Origin of the sequence: Myxococcus sp. AB036A (assembly GCF_006547355.1) — a bacterium.
GTDB lineage: Bacteria > Myxococcota > Myxococcia > Myxococcales > Myxococcaceae > Myxococcus > Myxococcus virescens.
Window position 1 is genome coordinate 23,651 of record NZ_VHLC01000061.1, and the last position, 13,917, is coordinate 37,567.

The 13,917-nt window shown below is 70.8% G+C and carries 12 protein-coding genes; 9 read left to right on the forward strand and 3 right to left on the reverse strand.

The window, feature by feature from the left end:
* Positions 1-38: 38 nt before the first annotated feature.
* Positions 39-1,331, reverse strand: coding sequence for an amidohydrolase family protein (locus FL344_RS23535; protein ID WP_141620070.1), 1,293 nt, complete (start codon positions 1,329-1,331; stop codon positions 39-41).
* A gap of 206 nt (positions 1,332-1,537) precedes the next feature.
* Here FL344_RS23535 and FL344_RS23540 point away from each other — a divergent pair, with 206 nt between their 5' ends.
* From FL344_RS23540 to FL344_RS23550, 3 genes are read left to right on the forward strand one after another with little or no spacing between them, the layout of a single operon-like run.
* Positions 1,538-3,613, forward strand: a complete 2,076-nt coding sequence (locus FL344_RS23540) for a serine/threonine-protein kinase (RefSeq protein ID WP_255508241.1) — start codon at positions 1,538-1,540, stop codon at positions 3,611-3,613.
* A gap of 47 nt (positions 3,614-3,660) precedes the next feature.
* Entirely contained in the window at positions 3,661-4,683 is a 1,023-nt protein-coding gene (locus FL344_RS23545; RefSeq protein ID WP_141620072.1) for a PHB depolymerase family esterase, read from the forward strand.
* A gap of 24 nt (positions 4,684-4,707) precedes the next feature.
* The gene (locus tag FL344_RS23550; protein WP_141620073.1) at positions 4,708-5,457 is read left to right on the forward strand and encodes a carbohydrate deacetylase; all 750 of its coding nucleotides are present in this window, start codon (positions 4,708-4,710) and stop codon (positions 5,455-5,457) included.
* Here the strand turns inward: FL344_RS23550 and FL344_RS23555 are convergent.
* The gene (locus tag FL344_RS23555; protein WP_141620074.1) at positions 5,441-7,339 is read right to left on the reverse strand and encodes a hybrid sensor histidine kinase/response regulator; all 1,899 of its coding nucleotides are present in this window, start codon (positions 7,337-7,339) and stop codon (positions 5,441-5,443) included. The genes FL344_RS23550 and FL344_RS23555 overlap by 17 nt on opposite strands.
* Before the next feature lie 161 nt (positions 7,340-7,500).
* Here FL344_RS23555 and queF point away from each other — a divergent pair, with 161 nt between their 5' ends.
* On the forward strand, positions 7,501-7,869 hold the full coding sequence (gene queF, locus FL344_RS23560; protein ID WP_026113840.1) for a preQ(1) synthase: 369 nt from the start codon (positions 7,501-7,503) through the stop codon (positions 7,867-7,869).
* A 14-nt stretch (positions 7,870-7,883) separates the two neighbouring features.
* Here queF and FL344_RS23565 read toward each other — a convergent pair whose 3' ends face one another.
* Complete coding sequence (locus FL344_RS23565; RefSeq protein ID WP_255508242.1) at positions 7,884-8,897, reverse strand: serine/threonine-protein kinase; 1,014 nt, start codon at positions 8,895-8,897, stop codon at positions 7,884-7,886.
* Positions 8,898-9,074: 177 nt separating this feature from the next.
* On the opposite strand from FL344_RS23565, the gene FL344_RS23570 reads away from it, so the two are divergent.
* The 5 genes from FL344_RS23570 (at position 9,075) to FL344_RS23590 (ending at position 13,856) form a co-directional block, all read left to right on the forward strand.
* Complete coding sequence (locus tag FL344_RS23570; RefSeq protein ID WP_225909537.1) at positions 9,075-9,278, forward strand: hypothetical protein; 204 nt, start codon at positions 9,075-9,077, stop codon at positions 9,276-9,278.
* Between the two features lie 80 nt (positions 9,279-9,358).
* Positions 9,359-10,492, forward strand: a complete 1,134-nt coding sequence (locus FL344_RS23575; protein ID WP_141620075.1) for a phosphatidylserine/phosphatidylglycerophosphate/cardiolipin synthase family protein — start codon at positions 9,359-9,361, stop codon at positions 10,490-10,492.
* A gap of 49 nt (positions 10,493-10,541) precedes the next feature.
* Positions 10,542-11,333, forward strand: a complete 792-nt coding sequence (locus tag FL344_RS23580) for a hypothetical protein (RefSeq protein ID WP_228565301.1) — start codon at positions 10,542-10,544, stop codon at positions 11,331-11,333.
* A complete protein-coding gene (locus FL344_RS23585) occupies positions 11,330-12,232 on the forward strand; it encodes a type VI immunity family protein (protein WP_141620076.1) in 903 nt (300 codons plus the stop codon). Before FL344_RS23580 ends, FL344_RS23585 begins: the two co-directional genes overlap by 4 nt.
* Positions 12,233-12,338: 106 nt before the next feature.
* A complete protein-coding gene (locus FL344_RS23590) occupies positions 12,339-13,856 on the forward strand; it encodes a Ppx/GppA phosphatase family protein (RefSeq protein WP_141620077.1) in 1,518 nt (505 codons plus the stop codon).
* The last annotated feature ends 61 nt before the right edge of the window (positions 13,857-13,917 follow it).

The window sequence follows — 13,917 nt, forward strand, 5'->3', positions numbered from 1 at the left end:
AGACAGGACATCCCGCCCCCGGACAAGGCAGAGGCGGGCTACTTCTTCGCCGCCTCCGCCATCCGCGCCCACACCGCCGACGCGGCCTCGCGCGCCTGCTCCGCCACCACGGAGGGGCTCACCGACAGCGGCCGGCGCGCCCACATGCGCCACACACCATCCACCATCACCGCCTCCACGTGCCGGCTGCCCAGGCCGAACACCACGTGCCAGGCCAGGTTCTCCGCCGTCAGCGGCGTGGCCGGCAGGTAGTCCAGGATGAGCAGGTCCGCGAGCGAGCCCTCGCGCATGGGCCCCACCGATGCTTCGAAAATCTGCGACGCCATGCGGTGCCCGTTGGCCAGGTAGCGCAGCACATCGATGGGCTGTCCCGCCTCACGTGAGCGCAGGTACGCAGCCTGCGCCTCCGCGAACAGGTCCGCCGACACGCCATCCGCGCCCAGCGTGGCGCGGGCCCCGAACTTCAGCGCCGGCGCGTACCCCACCTCCAGCCCCTGGTTGGCGCGCGGCGTGTGCACCAGCCACGCACCGGTGGCAATCACCTGCGCCAGGTCCGCCCAGTCCAAATGGCCCACGTGCGCCAACTGACTCTTGGGCGACAGCAGGCCCGCCTCCAGCAACCGTGACACGGGCGAGGCACCGTAGTTCTCGTTGGACAGGCGCTCGTCGAGCGGGTCCTCCGCAAGTGGCAGGTGCAGGCCGCCATCGCCCAGCGCCTTCAGCGCCTCCGAGAGCCCTGACAGCGCATCCGGCCCGATGGTGAAGCACGGCGCCGCGCCCACCTGCCCCCGGAAGCGCCCCTTCGCCTTCTTCGCGAAGCTGACCGTCTCCTCCAGCCCCTCCTCGCGGCCGAGCGCACCCTGGCGATCCGACACCGCGTAGGAGAGCACGCCGCGCACCCCCACCTCATGGAGCCCGCGCGCCAGCCGCACCAGCGAGCCCGAAATCGCCTTGGGCGAGGAGTGCAAATCGCACACGGTGGTGGTGCCGCACTGAAGCGCCTCCAGCCCTCCGGCACAGCCCGCAACCTGCACGGCGTCCAGGTCGAGCGCGTTCTCGTACGGCCACGCCACCTGCTCGAGGATTTCCTGGTAGGTCTCCAGCGGCGGGCGCGGCATGCCACGGCCCAGCACCGCGTACAGGCGGTGGTGCGCGCTCACCAACCCCGGGAAGACGAGCTTGCCCGACAGCGCCACGACTTCGTCATCCGGGCCCGGCGTCAGGTCCGGCCCACGGGCGACGATTCGCTCTCCTTCGATGCGCAGGTCCACGCGCTCGACCAGCGCCGGCTCCAGTTCGACGACGTAACCACCCTTGAGGACTGTGCCCAACCATCCCTCCGGCCGCAGCGCGTGCGTGTGTCTGGGCCACCTCCCGCCAGGCCCATGAGACAGGACGGACGTTAACATTCCCGCTCCCTCGCGCGAGCGGGGAGGTAGAGGACCCCCACCCGCCGTAATGGCCACAACACTGTGCGCGGACGGGCGCCTACACGTAGACTGCGCGCACTTTGGAGCCGGAGCAGAACCCCTATCAGGTGGGTCGCTACCGACTGTCCGCGCGAATCGCGACAGGCGGCATGGCGGAGGTGTACCTGGGCCGCCGCATCGAGGACGACGGCAGCCGTGGGCCCTCGGTCGCGGTGAAGCGGTTGATGCCGCACCTCGCCTCGGACCGGCGCGTGGTGCAGATGTTCCTCAACGAGGCCCGCATCACCGCGCAGGTGAGACACCCCAACGTCGTCACCATCATCGAGCTGGGCATGGAGGGCACCGAGCCCTTCATCGCCATGGAGCTGCTGGAGGGACGTTCGTTCGCTGAGCTGCGTCAGGAGGCCGCCGAGCACGGACACCGCGTGCCGCTGGGCATCACCCTGCGCGTGCTGGTGGAGGCCTGCCGGGGCCTGGACGCGGCGCACCGCGCCGTGGATGAAGCGGGCCGGCCGCTGCGCATCGTCCACCGCGACTTCACGCCCGACAACATCCACGTGGGTGTGAATGGCGCGGTGAAGGTCATCGACTTCGGCATCGCCAAGGCGGACGCGCTGGGCTCGGGCACGGAGCCCGGCACCCTCAAGGGCAAGTTCTTCTACATGTCGCCGGAGATGATTGCCGGCAAGCCGGTGGACCACCGCGCCGACCTGTTCGCCGCGGGCGTCATGCTCTACGAACAGCTCTGTGGCCGCCGGCCCTTCACCGGACTGTCCGCCGACGAGGTGCTGGGCCGCATCGCGGAGGGACGCCCCAAGCCGCCCACCGCCTTCGACCCGTCCGTGCCCACCGCGCTGGAGCTGGTGTGCCTCACCGCGCTGGCCCGAGAGCCGGCCGCGCGCTTCGACAGCCTGGAAGACTTCATCGCCGCCATCGAGTCGATTGGTGGCGCAGCGGAGATGGCCACACCCGAGCAGTTGGCCGCCTACGTGGATTCACTCTTCCCTCCGGACCGCGACCCCAAGCGACTGGCCCTGCGGCGCGCGCGGCTCGCGGACCCGTCCCACGGAAGTACGCCGGCGCCCCACACCCGGCCCATCCTGGGCGTAGTCGACGCTCCCACCGCGTGGCCCCAGGTCTCCCGGACCACGAACCCCGACGCGGCGACGGTGGCGGGCGCCACGCGGAAGGCACCCACGAGCACGGCCGCCTCCACCGCCGCGGATGAACACACCCCGAGCAGGCGACGCTCGCGCCTGGTCCCGCTCATCGCGGGCGTGCTCGCGCTGGGTGCAGCGGGCGCGGGTGCGACGTGGTTCCTCACGCGTCCCGCAGCGCCCCCCGCCGAGCGCCTGGCCCGGGCGGAGTCCGCCTCCACGGCGGATGCGAAGGCGGCTGCCCTGGAGGGACTGGCGTCGGATGACCGGGCAAGCGCGGAGGAGCTGAGCCGGGCGGGCGCGCTGCTGCTGGAAGCCGGCGCGCACGCGCAGGCCCTGGCCCTGGCGGATGGCTTCGCTGCGCGCTTTCCCAAGGACATCGAGGCGCACCTCATCGCCGCGCGCGCCGCCACGGAGCTGCGACTGGGCAAGCGGGCCGAGCGCGCCATCGAGGAGGCCACCGCGCTGGCCCCCAAGGACCTCCGCCCACCGCTGGCGCTGGCCGAGCTGCGCGAGCGTCAGGGGGACATCCCGGGCGCGCTGGCCGCGCTGGCCACGGTCCACGCCCGGAAGCCCGGCTCCGCGAAGGTGACGCCCCGCTACGGCTTGCTGCTCTCGCAGAGTGGCCGGCTGGAGGAGGCCGCCAGCGTGCTCTCCGCGTGGACGCGCTCCCACGATGACGCCGCGAGCCTCGCCGAGCTCGGCTTCGTGCGCTTCCGACAGCAGCGCGTGGACGAGGCCGCCACCCTGCTCAAGCGCGCGATTCGGAAGGCGCCCAAGCTCGCCGTGGCGCACTACTACCTGGGGGCCGTGCTCTTCCGGCAAGGCGACACCGCGGGCGCCGAGCGTGCCTACGTCGAAGCGGACCGGCTCTCTCCCGAGGACCCACGGGCGCTGGCCTCCCGTTGCCAGCTCCACGCCCACACCGGCAACACGGCGGGGGTCACCGAGGTGAAGCGCGCCTTGTCCGAGCGCTTCCCGACGCGCGCGGAGGCCCTGGCCGCGGAGTGCGTCGCGGTGAAATGACGCCGACACTTCGTGCGTCACGGCTCCGGCCCATTAACTTCGAGGCCATGCGCTTTCGCAGCACTCGCCTCGCCCTCGGAGTCCTGCTCGCTGGTGCCACGGCGTGCTCGTCCTCGGACACTTCGCGCCGGCCCACGGAGGATGCCGGCATCGTCCCTCCCACGGGTGAGGAGCCCGCGGTGCCGGAGCGCACGGCCTGCACCGGCCTCACGGTAGGGCCCGGCACCTACGACTGGACGGTGGAGCACGACGGGCGCACCCGCCACTACCGCGTCCACGTCCCCCCGGGCTACGACGCCACCCGGCCCACCGCCGCCGTGCTGGCCTTCCATGGCCTCGGCTCCAACGAGGTGGAGATGGAGGGGCTGATGCGCCTGTCCCCGCTGGCCGACACGGAGGGCTTCCTCGCCGTGTATCCCCGGGGCCTCGGCGCCTCCGAAATCAATCACCAGGGGACTGACGGCCCCTACCGGGGATGGAACGCGGGCGCGTGCTGCGGCCCCGCCTGGACGGCCAAGGTCGATGACGTAGGCTTCGTGGACACGTTGCTGGCGGACCTGGACACGCGCGTGTGCGTGGACACGCGCCGGACCTTCGCCACGGGCTTCTCCAACGGTGGCTTCTTCTCGTACCAACTGGCCTGCCAGCGCGCGAGCCGCTTCGCCGCCATCGCCCCCGTGGCGGGCATGGAGGGCGCCACGCCCTGCAACCCGTCGCGCCCCGTGCCGGTGCTGCACATGCACGGCACCGCCGACCCGGTCATCCGCTACCAGGGTGGCAGCAACCTGGGCCCCTTCGGCGGCACCTACCCGTCCGCCGAGGAGTCCGTGCGCCGCTGGGCCGAGCGCAACGGCTGTACGGGCCCCACCGTGGAGACGTACCAGCAGGGCGACAGCACCTGCACCGCCGCCACCGGGTGCCGCCCGGAGTCCGCCACCGCGTCCCTGTGCACGGTGCAGGGCGGCCAGCACACCTGGCCCGGCTTCACGGACTTCAACCACGGCGGCACACCCCACCTGGACGCCACGCGGGAAGCGTGGAAGTTCTTCCAGACACGCCCCCGGCCCTGAGCCCACCGCGAGGAGAACCCCGCCATGCCGTCACGCGCCCTCATCATCAACGCCGACGACCTGGGCTACGACCCGGCCGTCACGCGCGGCATCCTCCGCTCCATGCGCGAGGGCGTCGTCTCGTCGGCCACCTTCATGGTGAACACGCCCTTCTCCGAGGCCGCCGCGCGCGAGGCCCGGGGACTCTCCATCGGCCTGCACCTCAACCTCGCCCGGGGCACGCCCGTGTGGAGTGGCTTCCCACGCGAGCTGCTCGGCGAGGACGGCGGCTTCGTGGAGGCGCGCGCGGGCAGCCTGCCGGCGGACGTGGTGGAGGCGGAGTCCTTCGCCCAGCTCGCACGGCTCGCGGGCCTGCTGGGCCAGCCGGCCACGCACGTGGACGTACACAAGCACCTGCACCTGCACGCGGGAGTCCTGGAGGGCCTGGCCCGGGCGGCGCGGAGCGTGGGCGTCCCGGTGCGCTCCATCGACGCGGAGATGCGGCGCACGCTGGGGGCCCAGGGTGTCGCCACCAACGCGCACTTCGTGGGGGACGCGGGCGCGGAGGCGTACTGGACGCTGGAGCGCTTCGCGTCGGAGCTCGCCGCCCTGCCCCAGGACGGCGTCATCGAGCTGATGTGCCACCCGGGCTACCGGCCGGAGACGCTGAAGAGCGGCTACGCGGCCCAGCGAGAGGTCGAGCTGGAGACCTTCCTCCACCCCCAGGCGCGCGAGCTCCTGGCCCAGGCGGGAATCGTCCCGGTGGACTTCCGCGTGCTCACGTCCGGGAGCTGAGCAGGTCCAGCGGCGCCTCGGCCGTGGACCGCCGCTCCACGGCGAGCGCGTTGCGCACCCGGGTCACCAGGTCCTCGGGCCGGTAGGGGCGCGTACACAACGACGTGCCCTCATGTGCCCACCAGGGGCGCTCATCCCCAGCCAGCAGGATGGGCACCGGCCGCGCGCGCGGCAGCGTGGCGAAGGTCTCCAGGAAGACGCTCGTCTGTCCCTGCGTGGCGCTGGTGGACAGGACGATGAGGTCCACTGGCAGGTGCGTGGCTCGCCGCAGCGCCTCGGCCCCGTCGCGCGCCGTCAGCACCTCGAAGCCCTCGGAGAGCAGCACCTGCTCCGCCGCGGCCTCCTGGGTCTGGTCCTCGTCCAGCAGCAACAGCCGCTGGGGCAGCCGTCTCACGTCGTGCGGCGCCATGCGAGGCAGGCTCAGCGAGAAGGTGCTGCCCTTCCCTTCCGCGCTGCGCATCGACAGCGCGCCACCGTGAAGCCGGGCGATGGAGTGGCTGATGAAGAGGCCCAGCCCCAGTCCGCCGAAGTGGCGGTGCGACACGTTGCGCGCCCGATAGAAGCGCTGGAACACCTGCGACTGGTCCGCGCCCGGAATGCCGATGCCGTGGTCCTGGACGTGGATGCGCGCCTCGCCCGGGGAGCGCTCCACCGTCACGACGATGGGCTCTTCCGGCGCGCTGTACTTGTGCGCGTTCTCCAGCAGGTTCACCAGCACCTGCTCCAGCCTGTCCCTGTCCCCGCGCACCCAGACGCGCTCACGGGGAACTTCCACGGCGAAGGGCCGCTCGAAGGCCGCGCGGAAGTGGTCCACCACCTCCGCCACCAGTTGCCCCACCTCCAGCGGCGCCAGGTCCAGGGCCAGCCTCCCCGCGTCCAGGCGCGACGCGTCCAGCAGGTCATCCACCAGCCCCACCAGCCGGTCCACCTGCCGCTTGGACTTGAGCACCGTGGCCAGGTCCACCGGCTGGCCCGACGACAGGCGCCGCTCCATGGTGAAGAGGCCCAGCTTCAGCGGCGTGAGCGGCGTCTTCAGCTCGTGGCTGGCGATGGAGATGAACTCCTCGCGCACCTGGAGCGCCGCCTTGGCCTCGCGCAGCAGGCGCGCGTTCTCCACCGCCACCGCCAACTGGTTCGCCGCGGCGCTCCACAAGTCCAGCTCCCGCACGGAGAAGGACGTGCCCTGTTCCTTGTAGAGCAGCAGCAGACCCACCGTCCGGCGCGGCGCGCACAGCGGCACCGCGGCGAAGATGGAGCCCATGGAATCCCCATAGCCCCGCTGGATGCCCAGCTGCGCCTGACGCAGCGCCAGTGCCTGCCGGAACGGGTCCGACTGGGAGTCGAAGGTCGCCTCGGGGGACTCCGAGCCGGCCAGGTCCGACACCGCCACCCGGCGCAGGCTCCCGCCCTCCTCTTCGCAGAGAAAGACCTCGGCGCGGCGCACGTGCGCGCAGCGGACCAGGGCCACCACGGCGGCGGCGCAGACGCTGTCCACCTCCAGCGTCTCCCCCACCGAACGGGCAATCTCCTGCACCGCCTGGGAGAAGGCCCCCTCGTCGTCCACGCCCGAGGGCTCCACCACCAACCAGACGCCCGCGGCCTCGCCCGCCGAGGCGGGCTTCACCTGCACCCGGACCTGACGCAGCGCGCGGGTGATGACGTGGCCGGTGTGGGACGCACCGTCCCGGATGGCGCGCTCCAGGGCGTCCAGGCTCCGGGTGCGCTCCAGGGCGTCCCGCAGGTCGCCACCGGCGTGCAGCGCCACGCCCGTCTTGTGGGCGAATCCTTCCTCGCACCACTGCACACGCAGGTCCGGACCGACGCGAACCAGCGCCAGCGGCAGGCACGAGAATGCATCTTCGACGTCGGAGGGAAGCGGCATGTGCTCGGGCAGGGGTAGAGGCTCCCCTTGATTATGGGCCCCTGCCCACGCGGCAACCGGGCCCTCCCCAGGATTCCCCCCTGCTGGACGCCAGGCGCGTTGGCAGGCGGACATCGAAGGGAGGGATGACACGCGGCGTTGGTGTGGTAGACGACAGCGCCATGCCCTCGCAGCCGTCCAAGGAACTTCAGACCTTCCCCAACCCCGCCGCCGATCGCGACTACGAAATCGTGTTCGACGTCCCGGAGTTCACCTGTCTCTGCCCGCTCACCGGTCAGCCGGACTTCGCACGTTTCAAAATCACCTACGTGCCGGACCAGAGCTGCATCGAGCTCAAGAGCCTCAAGCTCTACATGTGGGCGTACCGCAATGAGGGGGCCTTCCACGAGAAGGTCACCAACACCATCGCGGACGACATCATCAAGGCCATCCAGCCGCGCAAGCTCACCGTGGTGGGCGACTTCTTCGTGCGCGGCGGCATCGGCACCATCGTCACCGTCACGCACGACAAGTCCAAGCAACAGGCCTGAGCCACCCGCCGGCCTCAGCGGGTGAGCTGCTCCACCAGCGGCGCCCACTGGGCCTGGGTGAAGTAGAGCCCGGTGCCCGCCGCCGTCATCAACGCGATGGCGGCGGCCAGGGCCCACCTCAGCTTCCCGCCCTGGCGGGAGCGCCCCGTGTCGAACACCTCCACCGCGGCGTCCAGCTCGTGCGGCCGCATGAGCTGCTGGGCCTCCGTCTCCGTCAGCTTCTGACGGTGGCGCAGGAAGGCCACCAGCAGCGCCGCGTGGGACACCTGCACCTCCTGCGCGAGGAAGACGTCCAGTTCACGGCGCATGGCGGCGGCGTCGGGGAAGCGGTCCTCCGGCCTCACCTCCATGGCGCGCTGGATGATGCGCACCAGCGGCGCGGGGACGTTGGGCGCCACCTTGGAGAGCGGCGTGTACTTGCCGTCGCGAATCTTCGCGAAGACCTCGCCCGCCGTCTTGCCATGGAAGGGCCGCGCGCCGGAGAGGGCTTCGTAGAGCAGCACGCCGAGCGAGAAGATGTCGGTGCGGCCATCCACCGGCACGCCCGTCACCTGCTCCGGGGACATGTACGACGGCGTTCCCACCGCCATGCCCTGCTGGGTCAGCGCCTCCATGCCCACGTCCTTGGCGATGCCGAAGTCCATCAGCTTCACCTCACCGGACTTGGTGAGCATGACGTTGGCGGGCTTGAGGTCGCGGTGGATGATGTGGCGGAAGTGCGCGTGGTCCAGCGCGCTGGCGATGCGCGCGGCGATGACGCCGGTGACGTCCGCTGGCAGCGGGCCTTCCTTGATGAGCGTGTGGAGGGTGGGGCCGTCCACCAGCTCCATCACCATGAAGAGGCTCTCACCCTTCTCCACCATGTCGTAGAGCGTCACGATGTTCTGGTGACGGAAGGCCGCGAGCGCGAGCGCCTCGCGCCGGAAACGCGACAACGTCTCCCTGTCGCGCTGGCCATCCGGGAGCAGTTCCTTGATGGCGACTTCGCGCTGCAGCATCTCGTGCAGGCCTCGGTACACCAGGGCCATGCCACCACGTCCCAGCTCTCCGAGTACGCGGTAGGCACCAATCTTCCGATGACGAACGGGCTTCGCAGCAGGGGGCACGGCGCGCAGGCTATCGAAGCAGGCGCACAGCGTCGATGGGGGGAATGTGGCCGCGCGCCGCCGGGCCGGGTCCGAGCATTCATGTCCTGGCCCCGCACGATGAAAGCCCGTCTCCTCCTCCCCGTTCTCGCGCTCTTCACCTTCAGTGGCTGCTTCCACCATCACCACTACGACTCGCGTCCGCCCAAGTCGAAGAAGTCCAAGCGGAGCAGCAAGCACTGCCACCCGAGCCAGTACTGGGACGGCACCGAGTGCAAGCACAAGGGCAAGGGCAAGGGCGCGCGGAAGCACGACGGGCGCTGACGGCTCGTGGCGGGACGGCCCCCATGTCACGGTGAGGCTGTCCCGTCGAGACGCTGGGAGCGGTAGGGTGGAAGGCGCTCATGCGCGCCGAAGCCTCACTGCCGCCGTTGGCCGCTCCTGGCGTCCGCCTTCCCCTCAACGAGGTTCGTGAGGAGCGCGTCACCCTGCTCGACGGCGGGACGGAGGCGTACCCGCGGATGCTGGAGGCCTTTGCCACCGCGCAGGTGCGGGTGCACCTGGAGGTCTACACCTTCGAGCGGGATGGCATTGGCGCGAGGTTCCTCGAAGCGCTGGTGGCCGCGGCGCACCGGGGCGTCGCGGTGAAGGTGGTGGTGGACGGCTGGGGCAGCATTGGCGCCAGCCGGCACCTCACGCAGACGCTGGAGGCCGCGGGGGCGAAGGTGCGCGTGTACAACCCGCTCACCTCGCTGTGCACCGGCCGCTCCTGGCGCAACCACCGGAAGATTCTCCTCGTCGATGACTCGGTGGCGTTCCTGGGAGGCATCAACATCGGGGACGCGTACGCGGCGAATGGGAATCAGCCCGGCTGGGCCGACCTGGCGCTGGAGCTGCGAGGTGACATCTGCCAGCAGCTGGGGGCCACGCTGCACGCGGGGGCCTCCGCGCTGGAGTCGGGCGCGGTGAAGTTGTTCCTGTCCGGCTTCGCGGGTGGGCACCGGCTGCGCAAGCGGTACCTCCAGGCGATTGACGGCGCGCAGCGCGAGGTGGTGCTGGCGCACGCGTACTTCCTGCCGGACAAGGGCTTCATGCGGGCGCTCAAGCGCGCCTCGCGGCGAGGCGTGACGGTGCGGCTGATGCTGGCCGGGCGCAGCGACGTGGTGTTCGCGCGCGCGGCGACCATGCGGCTGTACCGCGACTTCCTGCGCGCCGGGGTGAGCATCCACGAGTGGACCGACTCCACGCTGCACGCGAAGGCCGCGCTGGTGGACGGAAAGAAGCTGCTGGTGGGTAGCTTCAATCTGGACCCGCTGTCGCTGGTGAACCTGGAGACGCTGGTGGAGGTGGAGGAACCCGGCGCGGCGGCGCAGGCGCAGCGGTGGCTCGACAAGCACCTGCGCGGCTCGCGGCGGGTGTACCTGGAGGACTGCGCTCGCTCCGGGCTCCAGCAGTGGCTGCTGGACATCGTGGGGCTGGCCGTCGCCCGCCTCGCGGAGCGCTTCGCCAGCTTCATGGGCCGGCGGCGGAAGCGGTAGCGTGTCCCCCGTGTGTGCGCGGCCACCATGGCCCTGCACGGGAGGGGACATGCCGCGACGTCCGTGGATGGCGCTGGTGGTCAGTGGCCTGGTCGCCGGTTGCGCGGCGCGGCCGGAGCGCTACGGCTTCGACTCAGCGACCAGCGCGTGCCGGCAGAATCCGGCGGTGTGCGCGCGAATGGCGGGCGAGGAGGCCGTCCTCCCTGGCACCCGGGCCCTGCGGGTGGCGGCCTCCATTGGCACCGCGGGCGACGCGGCGCTGCGATTGCTGAAGGCGGAGGAGCGGGATGCCATGGAAGAGGCCCTCGCGCGTTGTGCCGAGGACGCCCGCTCGACCATCCTGCTCGAACGCTTCGGTGGCCGGAATCCGACCTCGGAGGAATGCAGGGAAGAGGTAGGCCGAGATGCCCAAGGCCAGCCCGTCACCCGAGCCATGAAGCTGGGAATCGAGATGCACCGGATGGCGCTCGACTGCGCCTGGCGGGAGCTGAGCAAGCAACGCCCAGGAGGGTTCAGCGTGGAGCCGAGATACCATCGCGATCCGCGAACCCAGACCTGGGAAACACTCAGCGACAAAGAGGTACAGGCGCTCGTGCAGCAGGGCCGCGGCAGCGAACTGAAGGGCTCGCTCATCCCCGATGTCGTCATTCACGCGGGAAGCCCCCATCAGGCACTCGTCGTGTACGACTTCAAGTTCCCCTGCCTGGGCGATGACCCATCGAAGTGGAAGGTCTACCCCAGAGGACATCCGCACGCGGGCCGAACGCAGAAGTTCATGTACGAACTGGCGGTGGGTGCGCGAGCCTTCCGCATCATTCCCCGGTGGGGAGTCCTGCCATGACCGAGCACTACCCTCGCCTTCGCGTCCATGCCCGCAATGGGCACCTCGTCCTTCGGGAAGGCCTGAACATCTGCTTCTACATGCATCGGCCGCATGCCGCCGTGGCGCAGCATGTCCTGCATGCCCTGGAGACCTTTCGGGAGGCGGTCGGCGCTGACGTCTTTGGCAGATATGCCGATTCAGAAGGGGATTGGCACCCGCTGGATGCGTCGGGCTGGCAGCACGTCCGGAGCGACCTCCAGGCCGATGACTGGGCCGTGGTCCGGCTCCAGAGCGGTCCCCACGAGGAAGCGATTCACGCGTTCGAGTATCACGGGAAGGACCTCCAGACCGCCGCCACCGAAGCCCCAGGCGCCGTCTCCGCGCTGGGATTCTGGTTGCCCACTGAACGCATGGAGGCCTGGGGTCCCCAACGCATTCGCGAGCTCGCGCTCGAGCTGGCACGACCGCTGCCCTTCTGCTCCGGACACGCGGGCCTCTCGTTCAATGGGGAGCTCGACCTCGTGGGCGTCGAGCAGCAAACCGATGCGTGGCGCTTCCGTTACCCGGGGCTCGACATCATCGACCTGGGAGGGCTCTCCTGGAAGCTGGGCACGCGACTCCGAGGGCCTTCCTGGCTCACCTTCCTGGGCCAGCCCGTGCTGGACGAACTGAACGGTGCCATGGGCCTCCAGGCTCGCCTGGGCGCGGCGAGCACCACGGTGCAGGCCCTGGATGACGGTCGAGCCGTCGTCACGCTCGGGGAACGGCCAGAAGCCGGAGATATGGACCAGGGCGACAGGCTCCCCGCCTATCGCGAACTGGCCCGTGCGCTGGAGCCTTGGATGTATCGCGAGGAGCACCTGCTCGGATTCGGAGCGGAAGCGCAGCGCCGCTGGGAACGCCGCTTCCTCGACTGAGCAACCGATACAGGGCTGTCACGCACTGAAGCGAGGGGCCAACCTGCCAGTGCGGTTCCCGCTGCGATTACCACCGGAGCCCCGTAGACTCCGGCGAGAACCACCCATGCCTTCTCGCCGCCCTCCGCCCGTCCTCGCCGCCATTGACGTGGGCACCAACGCCGTCCGTCTGGAGCTGGCGCGGCCAGACGCCGACGGCGCGCTCGAAACGCTGCACCAGGAACGCGACGCCATCCGCCCGGGAGAGGGCGTCTTCGCCACCGGCTCCATGCCGGAGGAGACGGCCGAGCGCCTGGTGGCCACCCTGCGCCGCTACGCCGCCCTCTGCCGCCGCCACAAGGCCCAGGTGCGCGCCGTGGCCACCAGCGCCATGCGCGAGGCCAAGAACAGCACCGACATCGTCCGCCGCGTGCGAGAGGAGGCCGGCCTCAACCTGGAGGTCGTCAGCGGAAAGGAAGAGGCCCGCCTCATCTGTCTGGGCGTGCTCCACCGCAAGCCGTCCCACACGCGCTCGCTCCTCATCGACATCGGCGGCGGCAGCACCGAAATCGCCACCGCCATGGGCGAGAAGCCCGACAACCTCTGGAGCCTCGCGCTGGGCTCCGTGCGCCTCACCGAGGTCTTCGACGCCTCGCGCACCGTGCCGCCCCGGCAGCTGCGCCTCATGCGCAGCTTCGTCTCGGACGTGCTGCAAAAGACGCTGCCCCCCACGGTGCCCAACGTCCCCCGCGTGGCGCTCGGCTCGTCCGGCACCATCAACGCCGTGGTGTCCTTCGCCGCCGCGGAGAACAGCGGCAACGCCACCGTCCGGCAGCTCACGCAGACGGTGGACACCCTGGCGCAGATGCCTCCCGAGCGCCGCCGCAAGCGCTTCGACCCGCGCCGCGCGGACATCATCGTCTCCGGCGCTGTCATCCTGGAAGGCGTGGCCAGGCACCTGGGCGTCGAGTCCGTCAGCGTCGTCAACCGCGGCCTGCGCGACGGCATCCTCGTGGACCTGCTCTACCGACAGGATGAGCACCGCCAGGACCACAGCCTCGCGGACGCCGCCCTGGCCCTGGGCAAGCGCTTCTACTTCGACGAGAAGCACGCCCGCCAGGTCGCCCGGCTGTCACTCACCCTGTTCGACAACCTGGCCGCCCTGCACCAGTTGCCGCTGTCGGTGCGCTCCCACCTGGAGGTCGCCGCCCTCCTCCACGACGTGGGCCACGCCGTCAGCTACGAGCGGCACCACAAGCACACGTACTACCTCATCCGTCACGCCGACCTGCCGGGCCTCGCCGACCGCGAGCGCGAGCTGGTGGCGCGCGTCGCCCGCTACCACCGGCGCAGCCCGCCGGAGCTGACCCACGCCGGCATGGCGGGCCTCAACCCGGCCGAGGCGAGGACGGTGCGCAAGCTGGCCACCTTGCTGCGCGTGGCCAACTCGCTGGACGTCAGCCACCACCAGCCCATCAAGGACTTCAAGGCCACCAACGGCCGCGATGGCGTGGCGCTGCACCTGCACACCCGGCACCCCGTGGACCTGGAGCTGTGGAACGCGGACCGAGAGGTCGTGAACTTCCGCCGCGTCTTCGGCAAGCGGCTCACCTTCCACGTCCACCAAGCATCCAGCGGCCGCTAGCCCCCGCTCCCCCGGCCGTCGGGCAGAAGAGGGGGCGGCGCTCGCTTTGCCCTCACCCGGG

What these genes read in the sequence shown, in the direction of transcription:
- FL344_RS23565 (WP_255508242.1), bottom strand. Translation starts at nt 8,897, where the DNA reads ATGGCCCTGGTGTACCGAGGCCTGCACGAGATGCTGCAGCGCGAAGTC.
- FL344_RS23575 (WP_141620075.1), top strand. Translation starts at nt 9,359, where the DNA reads ATGCGCGCCGAAGCCTCACTGCCGCCGTTGGCCGCTCCTGGCGTCCGC.
- FL344_RS23550 (WP_141620073.1), top strand. Translation starts at nt 4,708, where the DNA reads ATGCCGTCACGCGCCCTCATCATCAACGCCGACGACCTGGGCTACGAC.
- FL344_RS23580 (WP_228565301.1), top strand. Translation starts at nt 10,542, where the DNA reads ATGCCGCGACGTCCGTGGATGGCGCTGGTGGTCAGTGGCCTGGTCGCC.
- FL344_RS23570 (WP_225909537.1), top strand. Translation starts at nt 9,075, where the DNA reads ATGAAAGCCCGTCTCCTCCTCCCCGTTCTCGCGCTCTTCACCTTCAGT.
- FL344_RS23590 (WP_141620077.1), top strand. Translation starts at nt 12,339, where the DNA reads ATGCCTTCTCGCCGCCCTCCGCCCGTCCTCGCCGCCATTGACGTGGGC.
- FL344_RS23545 (WP_141620072.1), top strand. Translation starts at nt 3,661, where the DNA reads ATGCGCTTTCGCAGCACTCGCCTCGCCCTCGGAGTCCTGCTCGCTGGT.
- queF (WP_026113840.1), top strand. Translation starts at nt 7,501, where the DNA reads ATGCCCTCGCAGCCGTCCAAGGAACTTCAGACCTTCCCCAACCCCGCC.
- FL344_RS23585 (WP_141620076.1), top strand. Translation starts at nt 11,330, where the DNA reads ATGACCGAGCACTACCCTCGCCTTCGCGTCCATGCCCGCAATGGGCAC.
- FL344_RS23555 (WP_141620074.1), bottom strand. Translation starts at nt 7,339, where the DNA reads ATGCCGCTTCCCTCCGACGTCGAAGATGCATTCTCGTGCCTGCCGCTG.